This is a genomic window from Endozoicomonas arenosclerae, from assembly GCF_001562015.1.
GTDB lineage: Bacteria > Pseudomonadota > Gammaproteobacteria > Pseudomonadales > Endozoicomonadaceae > Endozoicomonas_A > Endozoicomonas_A arenosclerae.
In genome coordinates this window covers 62,394-77,106 of sequence record NZ_LASA01000148.1, presented here as the reverse complement: position 1 = coordinate 77,106, position 14,713 = coordinate 62,394, and the positions used below count along the sequence as shown (strand labels likewise).

Genomic DNA, 14,713 nt, shown 5'->3' with positions numbered 1-14,713 from the left:
CATGTTTCGGGCTGCTGCCACCTGTGAGGTCAGGCTACAATCGCGTTATATTCTTTCGCTTCTCTGGCGTAAATGGCCAGCCCACCCAGTGAGGTTTCACGGTACTTGGCCTGTAAGTCCAGACCGGTTCGATACATGGTTTCAATGCAGCTGTCGAGTGATACTGCATGAGTGCCATCTCCACGCATGGCGAGACGTGCAGCGGTGATGGCTTTGATCGCCGCCATGCCATTACGCTCAATACAGGGTATCTGAACCAGACCTGCAATAGGATCACAGGTCATACCCAGGTGATGCTCCATGCCTATTTCGGCTGCGTTTTCGACCTGTTCAATGGTTCCACCTTGTACCGCAACCAGTGCTGCAGCCGCCATAGAGCATGCAGAACCTACTTCAGCCTGGCAGCCTGCTTCGGCACCAGAAATAGAAGCATTCATTTTAATCAGAGAACCTATGGCAGCGGCTGTGGCAACAAAGTCACGGATGCCCTGAGTATTGTTACGGGAGATAAAACGGGTGTAATAAGCCAGGACTGCTGGAATGACACCGGCAGCACCATTGGTAGGAGCAGTTACAACGCGTCCACCACAGGCATTTTCTTCATTAACCGACATAGCAAACAGCGTTACCCAATCCATGATGGCGAAATGGTCACTTAACATGGCTTCCGGGTTAGCCATTAAATGTTTGTGCATGCCAGCCGCTCTGCGTTTTACGCCACTGACAGGCAGGTGACCTTCCTGAGTCAGTCCACGGTCAATACAGGCTTTCATCACAGTCCAGATGCTGTCGATTTTGCTGTTAACAGCTTCAACATTGCCCTGATGCCTGGCCAGTTCATTAGCCAGCGTCAGTTGTGCAATGGACAAGTTGTGCTGACGACAAAGTGTTAGCAGTTGTTCTGCAGAACGGAACGGGTAGGGGATTTCAGATTGATCAGAATCATCTTCCGTATTGGCAGAGGCTTCAGGCTGTGCAAACTCTTCCAGGGTTTTGATAAAGCCGCCACCGATAGAAAGATAGGTATTTTCATGGATCACGATACCATCTTTGTCTTTGGCCAGAATTTGCATGCCATTGGGATGCTCTGGCAGACAGGTTTCGTTATGAAAAACCATCTGGCAGTCGTAATCGAAACTGACCGCATGGTGACCTGCCAGCTTGATTTCTTTGTTCTGTTTGATGAATTCAACAATATTGTCAGCTTCATCAGGGTCTACTGTGTCCGGCTGAAAACCGGCCAGACCCAGCAGGGTAGCCTTGTCAGTACCGTGACCGTGACCTGTCAGGGCCAGTGATCCGTACAGATTGACTTTGACGGTTGCTGCTTTCTCAATACCTGTTTTTTCATGCAGTTCTGACACAAAACGCTGGCCTGCCCACATAGGGCCGACGGTGTGAGAACTGGAAGGACCGATACCAATCTTGAAAATGTCGAAAATACTCAGCATGCCGTTCTGTCAACTTTTGGTTATTGTCGTCTGGCTAGTTTGATTTATAGCCAGACATTTATCATTACGAATATGTACACAGCCCGCCGGGGGTAACCGATATTAAATCAGCTGTGAAACGATAAAGCCTGTAATGGCAATGATGCCCATGACCAGTACAAACAGATTGGATCCGGACTGATACTTTTTCATGGCAGGCACACGCTTCACGGCATAAACAGGCAGAATGAAAAGAATGCCCGCAATAATGGGTGAAACGATCGCTTCGATTATACCCATTACACTGATGTCGAGATAGGCTGTCAGCCAAACAGTCAGGGTGATAAATACCATAATGCCGCGATCCAGGATTTTCTGGTTTACGGACAGGTCTTTCTTCTTCAGCTGGATGTTGACAAGCCCGTTCAAACCTTCCCGGGTACCCATGTAATGACCGAAGAAAGAGGAGCTGATGGCAATCAGGGCAACCATCTGGGCAAGCCAGGCAAAGATCATGTTGTCAGAACGTTCGGCAAAGAAACTCAGGATGGAAATGTTGGCCTGTTTTGCCTGCATCAGTTCAGCCGGGCTGAGGGTCAGTACACAGCTGTAGACAAACATCATGGTGAAGCCAACGAGCATAAAAGTGGTTCTTTTGAGTGTTCTGCTGGCGTTGGTTTCAGCCTGGTTGCCCAGCTCTTTACGGTAGGCGGTTGAGAAAGAAGAGATGGCAGGGGAGTGGTTAAAGGCGAATACCAGAACGGGGATGGTTAGAAACAGGGTTTTGAAAAAGTCACCGGCAGAAGGTACAACACTGAACTGTGCAGCTACATTCCATTCAGGAATCAGGAACAGTGAAAGGCCAATCAGTACAGCAATCAGTGGGTAGACAATTGCGGAAGTTACTTTTAGCACCATTTGCTGGCCAAAGGTCATAACGCCAACCAGACCGGCTACGAGCACAAAACTGAGCAATGCGCGATTAGGTGCGGCTTCAAAACCCAGTTGATTGACCATGAGGCTGGAAACCGTATTGGTAATGCCAATGCCGTAAATCATCAGAATCGGGAAAATAGCAGCAAAATAGCCAAAGGTGATTAACAGGGCGGAACGATCACCGAAATGCTCCTGAACGGTTTCTGAGATATCGCTGTCAGCTTTTGAAGAGGACAGGCAGAGTCGTGTCAGACCTCTGTGTGACAGAAAAGTCATGGGGCCGATCAGAAGGGTCATGATGATCAGTGGCCAGATACCACCCAGGCCGGCATTAATAGGCAGGAATAAAACTCCGGCGCCCACGGCTGTGCCAAAGAGAGTCAGAGACCAGTAATTGTCTCTGCGACTATTCTTCTGGGTGTCGGACTCACTGGTTTCAATCTCGGTGGTCTGGGCGGTGATAGCGTCTTGCATGTCAGCAACTTCAGTGTGTGGTCAAAAACGGCGCAGAATATACGGCTATTTGGCTGGCTGATTATTGATCGAGAGCAAGAAATATAATTTATTTGTTAAATAATGATTATTGATGAGGAAGTGTTTTGAATGGGGCTTCATCCAGTTTGAATGGTGAGTCAATTCAAGGCATTTTTTGTGAATACATTCAGGTTGGTCCGATTAAGGTTGTTTATGGAGCCCTTTGATTCAAAGCGTTATCTTCGTTCAGTCTCGTTAAAGCTTGAAAAAATTGAAGATTTCAATCGCTATCCTTTTTCCCTGGCGGCTGTTAAGGGTCTGTCGACAGAATTGGAATTGCATGAGTCGGTTACTTTTCTGGTCGGTGAGAACGGCAGTGGGAAGTCGACATTACTGGAGGCTTTGGCGGTTTCCCAGGGATTTAACCCTGAGGGAGGCACTCAGAACTTTAACTTTGCTACCCAAGAGTCACATTCGTGCCTAAATCAGTTTCTTCGAGTTGTTAAGGGCATTCGTAGACCTAAAACCGGCTTTTTTCTCAGGGCTGAGAGTTTCTACAATGTCGCAACAGAAATTGACCGGATTGGTGTAACGGAATTTTATGGGGGTATTTCACTCCATGAGCAATCCCATGGAGAGTCTTTTTTTGCACTGATGCAAAACCGTTTTGGCCGGGAAGGGTTGTATATTCTTGATGAGCCCGAGGCGGCGCTTTCCCCCAATCGACAAATGGCAATGATTTCGTTGTTGCATCAGCGAGTATTGGAAGGTTGCCAGTTTATTATTGCCACACACTCGCCGATCCTGCTTTCCTATCCTCATGCAGCCATCCATGAAATACGTGATGGAGGGCTGGTGGAAGTGGATTACGAAGATACTGATACTTATGCTGTTACCCGTCACTTTCTGAACAATTATTCCACCATGCTTGAAATTTTGATGGAGGAATAAAAAAAGCCACCTAAGAGGTGGCTTCTTCAGAGGTCTGCAGCTTCTGAAATGTATCAGAAGCAGCATCCATCATTCAGTCTTCGTAGTTCTGGAATACCAGACAAGCGTTAGTGCCGCCAAAACCGAAGCTGTTGGACATGATGCGGGTCAGCTTTTGCTCGCGAGCTTCACCCACCAGGATCGGCAGATCCTTGGCTTCATCGTCCAGGGTTTCTACGTTGGCTGAAGCAGTGATGAAGTTGTGCTTCATCATCAGCAGGCAGTAGATCGCTTCCTGTACACCGGCAGCTCCCAGAGAGTGACCTGACAGAGACTTGGTAGAAGTGATGGTAGGCATTTCATCACCAAACACTTCTTTCAGAGCTTTCAGTTCTGCCACATCACCCACTGGCGTGGAAGTGCCGTGGGTGTTGATGTAATCAACAGGACCGTCAACGGTATCCAGTGCCAGACGCATGCAGCGTGCAGCGCCTTCACCGGAAGGAGCTACCATGTCATAGCCATCTGAGGTAGCACCGTAGCCTACCACTTCTGCGTAGATCTTGGCACCACGTGCTTTGGCGTGTTCCAGTTCTTCCAGAACGACCATGCCGCCACCGCCAGCGATAACAAAACCATCACGGTCAGCGTCATAAGCTCTGGAAGCTTTTCCAGGGTTTTCGTTGTACTTGGTGCTCAGGGCACCCATGGCGTCAAACAGACCGGTCTGGGACCAGTGCTCTTCTTCACCACCACCGGCAAAGACTACGTCCTGTTTGCCCAGCTGGATCTGCTCAATGGCGTTACCAATACAGTGTGCACTGGTCGCACAGGCAGAAGTGATGGAGTAGTTAACACCCTTGATCTTGAATGGCGTTGCCAGACAAGCCGAAACGGTGCTGCCCATGGTACGGGTGACACGATAAGGGCCAACACGCTTAACGCCTTTCTCGCGCATGATGTCTGCGGCTTCAACGATGTTCTCGGAAGAGGCGCCACCGGAAGCAGCAATCAGGCCGGTTCTGGGGTTGGAAACCTGATCTTCAGGCAGGCCGGAATCTTCGATGGCCTGCTTCATGGCGATGTAGGCATAGGAGGCCGCCAGACCCATAAAACGTAGGGTTTTACGGTCAATGTGTTCGCTCAGATCAATATCTACTGAGCCGGATACCTGGCTGCGGAAACCTTTTTCAGCGTAGCTTTCGTTAAAGCGAATGCCGGATTTTCCCTGCTTAAGGCTGTCGGCCACGTCGTCCTGGGTGTTACCCAGGCAGGAGGTAATGCCGATCCCTGTAACTACAACACGTTTCATTTGTCTAAACCTGAATTATCCGAATGAATCAGAATGCGTCGGTGCTCTGGAAAAGGCCTACCCGGAGCCCTTCAGCTGTATAAATCTCGCGTCCATCGACGCTGACACTGCCGTCTGCAATACCCAGCGCCAGCTTGCGGCTGATGATACGCTTGATGTTGATGTGGTAGGTCACTTTCTTGTTAGTGGGAAGAATCTGTCCGGTGAACTTCACATCACCGCTGCCCAGGGCTCTGCCTCGACCCGGATTACCCATCCAGCCCAGATAAAAACCAACCAGCTGCCACATGGCATCCAGACCCAGGCAGCCTGGCATTACAGGATCACCCGGGAAGTGGCACTCAAAGAACCACAGGTCTGGGGTGATATCCAGTTCGGCAATGATTTCACCCTTACCGTACTTTCCACCTTCTTCAGAGATACGGACGATACGATCCAGCATCAGCATATTAGGTGCTGGCAGTTGAGCATTGCCCGGGCCGAAAAGCTCGCCCTGAGAACAGCGGAGCAGGTCGTCTTTATCGAAGGATTGTTGCTTCATTCGTTCATTATTCCTGGAAAATGCCATGGCCGGCCGTAAAGGCAGGGGTGACATGAATATGTCGACTCCCAGTCAGGCTGACCACTGACCACGGGAATTCATTACTATCGTTCCGGTGTGCACTATACCATCGCTCATAGTGTCTCATTAGCGTAATCCGTTGAAATTAACAAAAAAACAACAGATGTGGCGGCTCTCGTGACATTTGATCAAGGTCAATCCTGAATGATCAGGTTCTTTCATAGTTCAAAAGGCTGTGTACTTCCTGCAACAACCGCTTCAGGTAATGTATTATCTAGTTGAAACTCTGAATACCTGCGAAGGTATATGAGAAGTTTCATACTCATTGTCACTGTTAGAACCCCTAAGGATTATCCTGACCTTCAGGATGTCAGGGGTGATGGCCATGAGTCCTGCGTAACGAACATGAAACCGGTGTTCTGGAGAGCCAGGCTCTCTGTATACCGGACCAAGAGAAATACAGTCGGAACTATGATGATGACGCCGAACAACGGTAGCAAGCAGTATACCATAGCCATCCTCGGTGGAGGCAGCTTTGGTACAGCACTGTCCGATATCTCAGCTCATAACGGCCATCAGGTGAAGCTCTGGATGCGTAATCCTGAGCAGGTTGAGGGAATCAACAGTGATCACATTAATCATCGCTATCTTCCGGATTTCACCATCCATCCTTCGGTGCAGGCTTCAACCGATATCAGGGAGACGGTTCAGTCCGCCGATCTGGTTCTGATTGCCATTCCCAGTAAATCTTTCCGATCCGTAGTGCAAATGGCGGGAGATGCCCTGGAAGGGAAAATGGTCATAAGTACCACCAAGGGGATAGAGCCGGAAACTTTTGACCTGATGAGTGAGATCCTGAATGAAGAGCTGCAATCGGTTCGTATCGGAGTCCTCAGTGGTCCGAATCTGGCCAAAGAGATTGTGGCCAAGGCGGTTACCGCTACGGTCATTGCCAGTGAGGATGCGGAGCTTTGTGAGATTGTTCAGAAAGTCCTGCATTCAGATTATTTCCGGGTTTATTCCAATCATGATGTTTATGGTGTTGAGCTGGCCGGTGCCCTGAAAAATATCTATGCCATTGTTTCCGGTATTGGTGCTGCCATGGGCATGGGTGAGAATACCAAGAGTATGTTGATTACCCGAAGTCTGGCGGAAATGAGCCGTTTTGCCGTCAAATTGGGTGCTGATCCCATGACATTCCTGGGACTTGCCGGTGTCGGGGATCTGGTGGCAACCTGTACTTCGAACCTGAGTCGTAACTACCGTGTGGGTTATGCACTGGGTGAAGGGAAGAGCCTGACAGAAGCAGAAGCGATGTTGGGGCAGGTGGCTGAAGGGGTCAATACACTACAGCAAGTGAGACAGAAAGCCGTAGAGCTGGATGTTTATATGCCGATAGTCGAAGCCTTGCACAAAGTTATTTTTGAAGGCTTTGATGTATCTCAGCTGGTCAAAGGCATGATGCTCAGAGAGCAGAAGACTGATGTTGAGTTCATGGTCAGATAAAAAGAGTCATGAATTGACAGTAAGCCGAAGGACTTTTGTCTTGAAACTGATTGCTGTCAACTCATAACGGTTAACTCCAAACTGTTAACGATCAATAAACGGAGCGCGTTTTTATGGATGAGAAAGTCATTGATAACCTTAAATCGGAGTCTCGGTGGTTGAGGCTGCTGTTTATGGTGTTGTTTTACATGGTGGCCAATCTGGCTGGCCTGTTAATTCTGGTGATCTCTGTCGTGCAGGTAGCGCACGGTTTTATCAAGACAGAGCCCAACTCACGGCTGCTGGAATTCAGCTCGGGTTTGAACCAGTATTTTTACCAGATTATCCAGTTTATGACCTATAACTCAGACACCAAACCATATCCTTTCAGTGACTGGCCGGAGCAGAAAGAAGTGTTTTCTGACAGTGATGAGAGTGATGATAAAGACGCCTGATTTATGAATGTTTCAGGATAGCTGAGGGGGATTTATGAAACTGATCATTATGCGTCATGGGCAAGCCAGCTGGTCAGCACCTTCTGATCAGGAGCGACCACTGACTGAAGTCGGTCAGAATGAAGTATTGAAAACGGCAAACAAGCTGCAACACCTGGGTATTACACGAGTATTGGCCAGTCCCTATCTGAGGGCTCAGCAAACAGGTCGTATTGTTGCCGAGACTCTGGAGTGTACTCTGGAAACACTGGATTGTATTACCCCGGATGATAACCCGGTGGCGGTGATTTCAGAGCTGCCTGAGCAAGGCAACATTTTGTTGGCCAGCCATATGCCACTGGTCAGTGCTCTGACCGGTCTCTTATGCGACGGGGCTGTGCATGAGGGGCCCGGTTTTATGACTGCCAATGCCGCTGTACTTGAGATGGATATACCGGGGCCAGGGCTGGCTCGGTTTCAGGAGATGATTCACCCGCAATAATGGTTTTTTCTTCGCCCTTTTCCCGCTGAAAAAGGCGAAGAAAACCCCCTCGATGAAATAAATCTTCCCTGGTCGTGAACTTTCCCTGCCTTGATCTAATCTAAGCCTGCCTGAATAAAAACAGATTGTCGTAGAAGTGGATTGAATGTCCTGTTCAATCCTGTTGTTTGATCTTTAGCGTGGGAAGTTTGCTGTGTCAGGAATTAGCTGGTTCAGGGGTATGGTTGTGTGCGCCATCGCTACCCTGTTCTGTACCTATCAGTTCATGCTGCAGGGAGCACTTTCTTTTATGGTCCCTGAGCTGATGCACAGTTTGTCGCTGGATTTGACCGAGATAGGTTTTCTGTCCAGCGGGTTTCTGTATATCTACATCCTCTTTCAGGTGCCCGGTGGGATGGCCGCTGACCATTTCTGCCTGAGGAAGCTGCTGGCCATCAGTTGTCTGTTGATGGCTCTGGCCATCTATTGGTTCTCCATAGCGGGTAATTATACCGAAGCATTAATGGCCAGAGGCTTGATGGGGATAGCTACGTCTCCCGCTATTGTCGTCTGTATGACTTTGGTGGCTCGCTGGTTTCCAGAGCGCTGGTTTCCGGTCATGAGCGGTATGGTGGAGTCATCAGCCCTGGTGGGTGGTGCTATGGGTCCTATTTTGATTCCAATGCTTATGGACCATTCAGGCTGGCGTGGGAGCATGGAAGAACTGGCGTATTTTGGTGTCTGGCTCAGTGTGCTGGTGATCTTATTTGTTCGGGATGCACCTGAGGCAACGGTTAACCCGGTTAATAAAGAGGCGTCAAAAGTCTATGACTGGCCTTCCCTGATTTGTAACTCAGGCTTCTGGCTTTGTTGCTTTTACGGCTTTGGTGTTTTTGTGGTCATCAACAGCTTTGCCGGCCTTTGGTGTGTCCCGTTTTTCCATGAACGATTTCCTGGTGAATCGGTCAGGGTAAGGGAAGCTGTCTCCCTTATTTATATTGGGGCAGCAGTTGGTGCACCTTTACTGGGTTTGCTGTCATCACTGACAAGGATGACCCGTGGTGTGATGCTAACCAGTTGCATAGTCCTGATTATGGCGACGATCTATGCTTTTTTCTCAGGGTGTACTCTGGATGGTATGTGCTATTGCTGCTTTGGGATTGGCTTTTTTGCAGGGGCCTATATGCTGGTTTTTGGTCAGGTAAGAAAACTGGTGCCTGAATCTATGGAGGGCGTAGCCATGGCAACCGCTAATGGTTTCATGCTTCTGGGTGGGCCATTAATGCAACCACTGATTGGTTTTCTATTGGGCAACCAGTCAGAGCACGGGCTGGAAACTCTGGCGCTGGAACATTATCAAATGGCCTTTCTGGTGATAGTGGGGTGTCAGTTACTGGCATTGTTGTGTATCTACAAACTGAGAGTTGAAGTCTGTGACTACCCATGAGCAGAACCTGTCAATCTGATTCTTGCAGTGACAGAAAGTAATCTCCTGGAGAAGCTGAGCTGAAGTCTTTGGCTCAAAACGGTTTAGGGGGTATCCTTGGCGGCATTTTTAATCCTGCGGATGATTGAAGTGTCAGTCACTCCTGCCAGGACATTTAAAAAGGACAGGTTAACCAGGTAATGCCGTTACTGAGATTTGACAATATAAACCTTGCCTATGGTGACCAGCCCCTGATGGATGGGGCTGAGTTCCAGATTCGTAAAGGCGAGCGTGTCTGTTTACTGGGTCGCAATGGTGCCGGTAAATCCACCATGATGAAGCTGGTCTCGGGCAAAATTGATGCCGACGATGGCAGCATCTGGCGTAAACCGGGTTTGAAAATTGGTATCCTCAATCAGGACCTGCCCGATCAGGATGAGAAAAAAGTCTACGACGTAGTGTCTTCCGGACTGGAAGAAGTCGGGGAGTGGATCAGCCAGTTCCATGAACTTTCACAGAATATTCAGTCTGATGAAGATATGAAGGCGCTTGAGAAGGTTCAGCAACGGTTGGAAGCCGCTGATGGCTGGAGTCTGCAGCAGAAAGTCGACACTGTGATCCAGAAGCTTGGGCTGCCGGAAGAGAAAAAAATGAAGGAGCTCTCGGGTGGCTGGCGCAGAAGGGTCGAGCTGGCAAGAGCTCTGGTTTGCGATCCTGATCTGTTGCTGCTGGATGAGCCTACTAACCACCTGGATATTGTTGCCATTGACTGGCTTGAAAAACAGTTGCTCGATTTTCAGGGTGCTTTGCTGTTTATTACCCACGATCGTTCCTTTCTACAATCACTGGCTACGCGCATCGTAGAATTAGATCGTGGTGTTCTGACGAGCTGGGATTGTGACTATAAAACCTATCTCGACAGAAAAGCTCACGCTCTGGAAGTAGAGGCGGAGCAGAATGCACTGTTTGATAAGAAGCTGGCTCAGGAAGAAACCTGGATTCGTCAGGGTATAAAAGCCAGACGAACCCGTAATGAAGGGCGTGTCAGGGCACTAAAAGCTCTGAGAAGCGAGAGAATGGAGCGCCGGGAAGTGCAGGGCAAAGCCAGCTTCTCTCTGGAACAGGGAGGCAGTTCTGGCAAGCTGGTCATGGAATTCAAGAATGTTTCTCAGTCCTGGGAAAATAATCACATTATTAAAGACTTCAATCTCAGGGTCATTCGTGGTGACAAGATTGGTTTGATCGGAGCGAACGGTGCGGGTAAATCCACTCTGTTGAGCATACTGCTTGGTAGGCTCCAGCCGGATACCGGTTCTGTACGTGAAGGTACCAAGCTTGAGGTTGCTTACTTTGATCAGTTACGTAATCAGCTTGACCTTGAGAAAACAGTCATTGATAACGTGGCTGAAGGCCGTGAAAGCATTGTAATTAATGGTGCCAGTCGTCATGTGATCAGTTATCTCGGTGACTTTCTGTTCCCGGCAAACCGCTGTCGTGTGCCTGTAAAGGCTCTGTCCGGTGGAGAGCGTAATCGACTGCTGCTGGCGAGACTGTTCAGTAAGCCCGCTAACCTTCTCGTAATGGACGAGCCGACCAATGATCTGGATGTTGAAACTCTGGAATTATTGGAGTCATTGCTGGTGGACTTTAACGGAACCGTGTTGCTGGTGAGCCACGACCGTGAGTTTCTGGATAATGTTGTCTCCAGTACGCTGGTATTTGAGCCCGGTGGCAAAATCAGTGAATACGTGGGTGGCTTTGAAGACTGGTTGAGACAGGGTGGTGAAATCAATCAGCTGGTTGCAGAGCCTCAAACCAGCAAGCCTGAGAAAAAGGCGGAACAAAAAACTGAAGTCCAGCCAGAGGCTAAAAAGAAAAAGCTCAGTTATAAGCTGCAGCGTGAACTGGATGCCCTGCCTGGAGAACTTGAAAAGCTGGAAGAAGAGCTGGTTGCTCTTGAAGAGCAAATTGCTGATCCAGCCTTTTATCAGGGTGATCAGGAGGCGGTTCAAAACACCTTGGCTCAACTGGAAGTGGTGAATCAGAAAATCGAAGAGAAAATGGAGCATTGGGAAGAGCTCGAGAATATGGGTTAATCGTGGTGAGTTAACAGTCGGCAGCTTTCAGATTGATTTCTGTTGACTGTCAACTGTTAACTCCAGGCTGTTTTAACTCTTACCGTTTTTTCCTACTCTGACGGCGAGTACATCACAGCATGCCCCGTGCAGGATGCTGGTGGAGGTTGAACCTAGTATCAGCGCCAGGCCATGACGTCCATGGCTGCCTACCACAATCAGATCGACATCAGACTCTTCCGCAATTCTATGCACTTCCCGTTCGGGACGGCCATAGACTACATGCTGTTCACCTTTATCCAGATGTATGCTGTCAGCCAGGCGTGAGATGCGTTCTCTGGCCTGTTGAGTGATTTCATCCTGAAGGGTAGTCAGATCCAGTGGGATATCGCTGCCATAGGCAACGCTCAGGGGTTCTACCACGTGCACCAGAGTCAGTCTGGCCTGATAGGTTTCTGCAAGAGACTTGGCCTTATCCAGCACATCGTCTGCTTCATCAGACAGGTCAATAGCAACAAGAATATGGTTATATTGACTCATAGACTGTCTCTCTCTTCCCAAAGTTTATTGTGAACAATCGGTGATATTTTATCTTTCAGTCGCAAATGCCAGCCGTTGCATGGCAATGAGCATTTGTGACTGATTGCACGCATCATAGACCAATCGCTCACATTGTATGGTGGTCAGCGACATTCTCCAAGAAAATTTATGGTGGTTTTTTGATCTGAATCGGTATTATTGCGGATATATTGGTGTTCATTTTCTTGACTTTGATTGAGAATTCAAAGAAGGTAAGTACAAAAATTCAAACGGTTGTATGAATTCTGGCTGGCACTGTCTGATAACAGTATTACAAGGGGTCTGTCGTACTTAAGGTTTCAGTTCGAAAGCTTAGGTCTGAGAGATTGCAGGACAGGACTTATGGAAGTCGGACGTCAGTGTTCAGAACAATCTTATTCAATCCGTCCGGAGAGAGATCAATGATATATCAGGGGAAGGCATTCAAGGTCCTGGCACTTGAAAGCGGCATCGCTGAGTTAAGGTTTGACCTGGAAGGCGAGTCGGTGAACAAGTTTAACCGTCTGGCCATTGAAGATCTGGATGCTGCTGTTCAAGCCATTAAAGCTGATAGTTCGATCAAAGGTGTAGTGCTGACCAGCGGCAAGGAAGGCATTTTCGTTGTCGGCGCCGATATCATGGAGTTCACTTCCACTTTCCGTCAGGAAGAAGGTGAGCTGATGGAAATGGTCATGGGCGTTAACCGTGTCTTCACCAGCTTTGAAGATCTGGATATGCCTACCGTTGCTGCCATTAATGGCAGCGCACTGGGTGGCGGTTTTGAAATCTGCCTGTGTGCCGATTATCGCGTCCTGTCCAATCAGGGTGGTGTTGGCCTGCCTGAAGTTAAACTGGGTATCTATCCTGGCTGGGGCGGTACTGTCCGTCTGCCACGTCTGATCGGTGCTGACAATGCGGTTGAATGGATCGCTGCTGGTCGTGAACAGAAACCTGAAGCTGCACTGAAAGTAGGTGCTGTTGATGCCGTAGTTGCCCCTGAGAAGCTGCTTGAGTCTGGCGTTGCCATTATCAAACGTGCATTGGCCGGCGAACTTGATTTTAATGCCCGTAAAGAAGAAAAGCGTTCTCCTCTGAAGTTGCCCATGCTTGAGTCCCTGATGGTTTTTGAAACCACCATGGCTGTTGTTAAGCAGCAAGCCGGTCCTCATATGCCTGCTCCGGTAGCTTCTGTTAAAGCCATTAAAAAGCACGCTGAACTGACGCGTGATGAGGCTCTGAAAGTTGAAGCGGAAGGGTTCATCAAGCTTGCCAAGTCTCCTGAATCTGATGTTCTGGTAGGTTTGTTCCTGAATGACCAGATGCTCAAGAAAAAGATCAAGACGATCACCAAGAAAGCCGGCAAGGTAGAAAAAGCCGCTGTATTGGGTGCGGGTATCATGGGTGGAGGTATTGCTTACCAGTCCGCCTACAAGGGCACTCCAATCCTGATGAAAGATATCGCCCAGGATGGACTGAATCTGGGTCTGAACGAAGCCAGCAAGCTTCTGTCCAAGCGTGTAGCCCGTGGTCGTATGGATCCTCTTAAAATGGGTGAGGTGCTGAACCATATTGTTCCAACCCTGTCGTACAGCGAATTCGGTGATGTTGACGTAGTCGTTGAAGCAGTTGTTGAAAACGTCAAAGTCAAAAAAGCGGTACTGGCTGAAGCTGAAGATCAGGTCAGTGAAGAGGCTGTTCTGGCTTCCAATACTTCAACCATTTCCATCACAGAACTGGCTAAAGATCTGAAAAGACCTGAAAAATTCTGTGGCATGCACTTCTTCAACCCGGTTCATGCCATGCCTCTGGTAGAAGTCATTCGTGGCGAAAAAACCAGCGAAGAAACTGTGGCTACTGTTGTGCAGTACGCCAAGAAGATGGGCAAAGTGCCTATCGTAGTCAATGACTGCCCCGGCTTCCTGGTCAACCGCGTTCTGTTCCCATACTTCGGTGGTTTTGCTTCTCTGGTCAAAGACGGTGCTGATTTCCAGCAGGTCGACAAGGTGATGGAGAAGTTTGGCTGGCCTATGGGTCCGGCTTACCTGTTGGACGTAGTAGGCATTGATACCGGTTGTCACGCTGAGCAGGTGATGGCAGATGGCTTCCCTGATCGTATGTCCCGTGACTGGAAGAGTGCCATTGATGTCATGTTCGAAAACGGTCGTTACGGTCAGAAGACCAATGTTGGCTTCTACAAGTACGAGCAGGACAAAAAAGGTAAGCCGAAGAAGGTTGCGGACGAAGCTTCCTATGAACTGCTGGCTGAAGTTTCAGGTGAACGTCGCGAGTTTGAAACTCAGGAAATCATTGACCGTATGATGATTCCTCTGTGCATGGAAACCGTCCGCACTCTGGAAGATGGCATTGTTGATACTGCAGCTGAAGCGGATCTGGCTCTGCTTAACGGTATTGGCTTCCCGATCTTCCGTGGTGGTGCGCTCAAGTATATCGACAGCATAGGTCTCGATAAGTTTGTTGAACTGGCTGATCAGTACGCTCATATCAGTCCGCTGTATCAGCCAACTGAAAAACTGCGTGAAATGGCCCGCGAAGGCAAAACGTTTTACGGCGCGTAAACAGCCCTGAGCCAATAACGATTAACTGACTTTG

The 14,713-nt window shown here is 48.9% G+C and carries 12 protein-coding genes; 7 read left to right on the top strand and 5 right to left on the bottom strand.

Annotated features, from left to right (window positions below; translation table 11 throughout):
* Window positions 1–29 precede the first annotated feature (29 nt).
* The gene (locus tag WG89_RS22555; RefSeq protein ID WP_062269963.1) at window positions 30–1,451 is read right to left on the bottom strand and encodes an L-serine ammonia-lyase; all 1,422 of its coding nucleotides are present in this window, start codon (window positions 1,449–1,451) and stop codon (window positions 30–32) included.
* A 102-nt stretch (window positions 1,452–1,553) separates the two neighbouring features.
* Window positions 1,554–2,840, bottom strand: coding sequence for an amino acid permease (locus WG89_RS22550; protein WP_062269962.1), 1,287 nt, complete (start codon window positions 2,838–2,840; stop codon window positions 1,554–1,556).
* A 213-nt stretch (window positions 2,841–3,053) separates the two neighbouring features.
* Here WG89_RS22550 and WG89_RS22545 point away from each other — a divergent pair, with 213 nt between their 5' ends.
* Entirely contained in the window at window positions 3,054–3,791 is a 738-nt protein-coding gene (locus WG89_RS22545) for an AAA family ATPase (RefSeq protein WP_062269961.1), read from the top strand.
* Between the two features lie 73 nt (window positions 3,792–3,864).
* Here the strand turns inward: WG89_RS22545 and fabB are convergent, their stop codons facing one another.
* Both fabB and fabA read right to left on the bottom strand, forming a co-directional pair.
* On the bottom strand, window positions 3,865–5,082 hold the full coding sequence (fabB, locus tag WG89_RS22540) for a beta-ketoacyl-ACP synthase I (protein ID WP_062269960.1): 1,218 nt from the start codon (window positions 5,080–5,082) through the stop codon (window positions 3,865–3,867).
* A gap of 28 nt (window positions 5,083–5,110) precedes the next feature.
* Window positions 5,111–5,623 (bottom strand): 3-hydroxyacyl-[acyl-carrier-protein] dehydratase FabA, encoded by a 513-nt coding sequence (gene fabA / locus WG89_RS22535; protein WP_062269959.1) that lies wholly within the window; start codon window positions 5,621–5,623, stop codon window positions 5,111–5,113.
* 498 nt (window positions 5,624–6,121) lie between these two features.
* Between fabA and WG89_RS22530 the strand changes: the two genes are divergently transcribed.
* The 5 genes from WG89_RS22530 (at window position 6,122) to uup (ending at window position 11,566) form a co-directional block, all read left to right on the top strand.
* The gene (locus WG89_RS22530; RefSeq protein WP_062269987.1) at window positions 6,122–7,150 is read left to right on the top strand and encodes an NAD(P)H-dependent glycerol-3-phosphate dehydrogenase; all 1,029 of its coding nucleotides are present in this window, start codon (window positions 6,122–6,124) and stop codon (window positions 7,148–7,150) included.
* 113 nt (window positions 7,151–7,263) lie between these two features.
* Window positions 7,264–7,584 (top strand): DUF4389 domain-containing protein, encoded by a 321-nt coding sequence (locus tag WG89_RS22525; RefSeq protein WP_062269958.1) that lies wholly within the window; start codon window positions 7,264–7,266, stop codon window positions 7,582–7,584.
* A gap of 34 nt (window positions 7,585–7,618) precedes the next feature.
* Window positions 7,619–8,065, top strand: coding sequence for a phosphohistidine phosphatase SixA (gene sixA / locus WG89_RS22520; protein ID WP_062269957.1), 447 nt, complete (start codon window positions 7,619–7,621; stop codon window positions 8,063–8,065).
* Between the two features lie 193 nt (window positions 8,066–8,258).
* Window positions 8,259–9,491, top strand: a complete 1,233-nt coding sequence (locus WG89_RS22515; RefSeq protein ID WP_153301761.1) for an MFS transporter — start codon at window positions 8,259–8,261, stop codon at window positions 9,489–9,491.
* Window positions 9,492–9,670: 179 nt separating this feature from the next.
* Window positions 9,671–11,566 (top strand): ATP-binding cassette ATPase Uup, encoded by a 1,896-nt coding sequence (gene uup, locus WG89_RS22510; RefSeq protein WP_062269955.1) that lies wholly within the window; start codon window positions 9,671–9,673, stop codon window positions 11,564–11,566.
* A gap of 72 nt (window positions 11,567–11,638) precedes the next feature.
* On the opposite strand, the gene WG89_RS22505 is transcribed toward uup, so the two are convergent.
* Window positions 11,639–12,085, bottom strand: a complete 447-nt coding sequence (locus WG89_RS22505) for a universal stress protein (RefSeq protein WP_062269954.1) — start codon at window positions 12,083–12,085, stop codon at window positions 11,639–11,641.
* Between the two features lie 440 nt (window positions 12,086–12,525).
* On the opposite strand from WG89_RS22505, the gene fadB reads away from it, so the two are divergent.
* The gene (fadB, locus tag WG89_RS22500) at window positions 12,526–14,679 is read left to right on the top strand and encodes a fatty acid oxidation complex subunit alpha FadB (RefSeq protein ID WP_062269953.1); all 2,154 of its coding nucleotides are present in this window, start codon (window positions 12,526–12,528) and stop codon (window positions 14,677–14,679) included.
* Window positions 14,680–14,713 lie beyond the last annotated feature (34 nt).

What these genes read in the sequence shown, in the direction of transcription:
- WG89_RS22555 (WP_062269963.1), bottom strand. Translation starts at nt 1,451, where the DNA reads ATGCTGAGTATTTTCGACATTTTCAAGATTGGTATCGGTCCTTCCAGT.
- WG89_RS22550 (WP_062269962.1), bottom strand. Translation starts at nt 2,840, where the DNA reads ATGCAAGACGCTATCACCGCCCAGACCACCGAGATTGAAACCAGTGAG.
- WG89_RS22545 (WP_062269961.1), top strand. Translation starts at nt 3,054, where the DNA reads ATGGAGCCCTTTGATTCAAAGCGTTATCTTCGTTCAGTCTCGTTAAAG.
- fabB (WP_062269960.1), bottom strand. Translation starts at nt 5,082, where the DNA reads ATGAAACGTGTTGTAGTTACAGGGATCGGCATTACCTCCTGCCTGGGT.
- fabA (WP_062269959.1), bottom strand. Translation starts at nt 5,623, where the DNA reads ATGAAGCAACAATCCTTCGATAAAGACGACCTGCTCCGCTGTTCTCAG.
- WG89_RS22530 (WP_062269987.1), top strand. Translation starts at nt 6,122, where the DNA reads ATGACGCCGAACAACGGTAGCAAGCAGTATACCATAGCCATCCTCGGT.
- WG89_RS22525 (WP_062269958.1), top strand. Translation starts at nt 7,264, where the DNA reads ATGGATGAGAAAGTCATTGATAACCTTAAATCGGAGTCTCGGTGGTTG.
- sixA (WP_062269957.1), top strand. Translation starts at nt 7,619, where the DNA reads ATGAAACTGATCATTATGCGTCATGGGCAAGCCAGCTGGTCAGCACCT.
- uup (WP_062269955.1), top strand. Translation starts at nt 9,671, where the DNA reads ATGCCGTTACTGAGATTTGACAATATAAACCTTGCCTATGGTGACCAG.
- WG89_RS22505 (WP_062269954.1), bottom strand. Translation starts at nt 12,085, where the DNA reads ATGAGTCAATATAACCATATTCTTGTTGCTATTGACCTGTCTGATGAA.
- fadB (WP_062269953.1), top strand. Translation starts at nt 12,526, where the DNA reads ATGATATATCAGGGGAAGGCATTCAAGGTCCTGGCACTTGAAAGCGGC.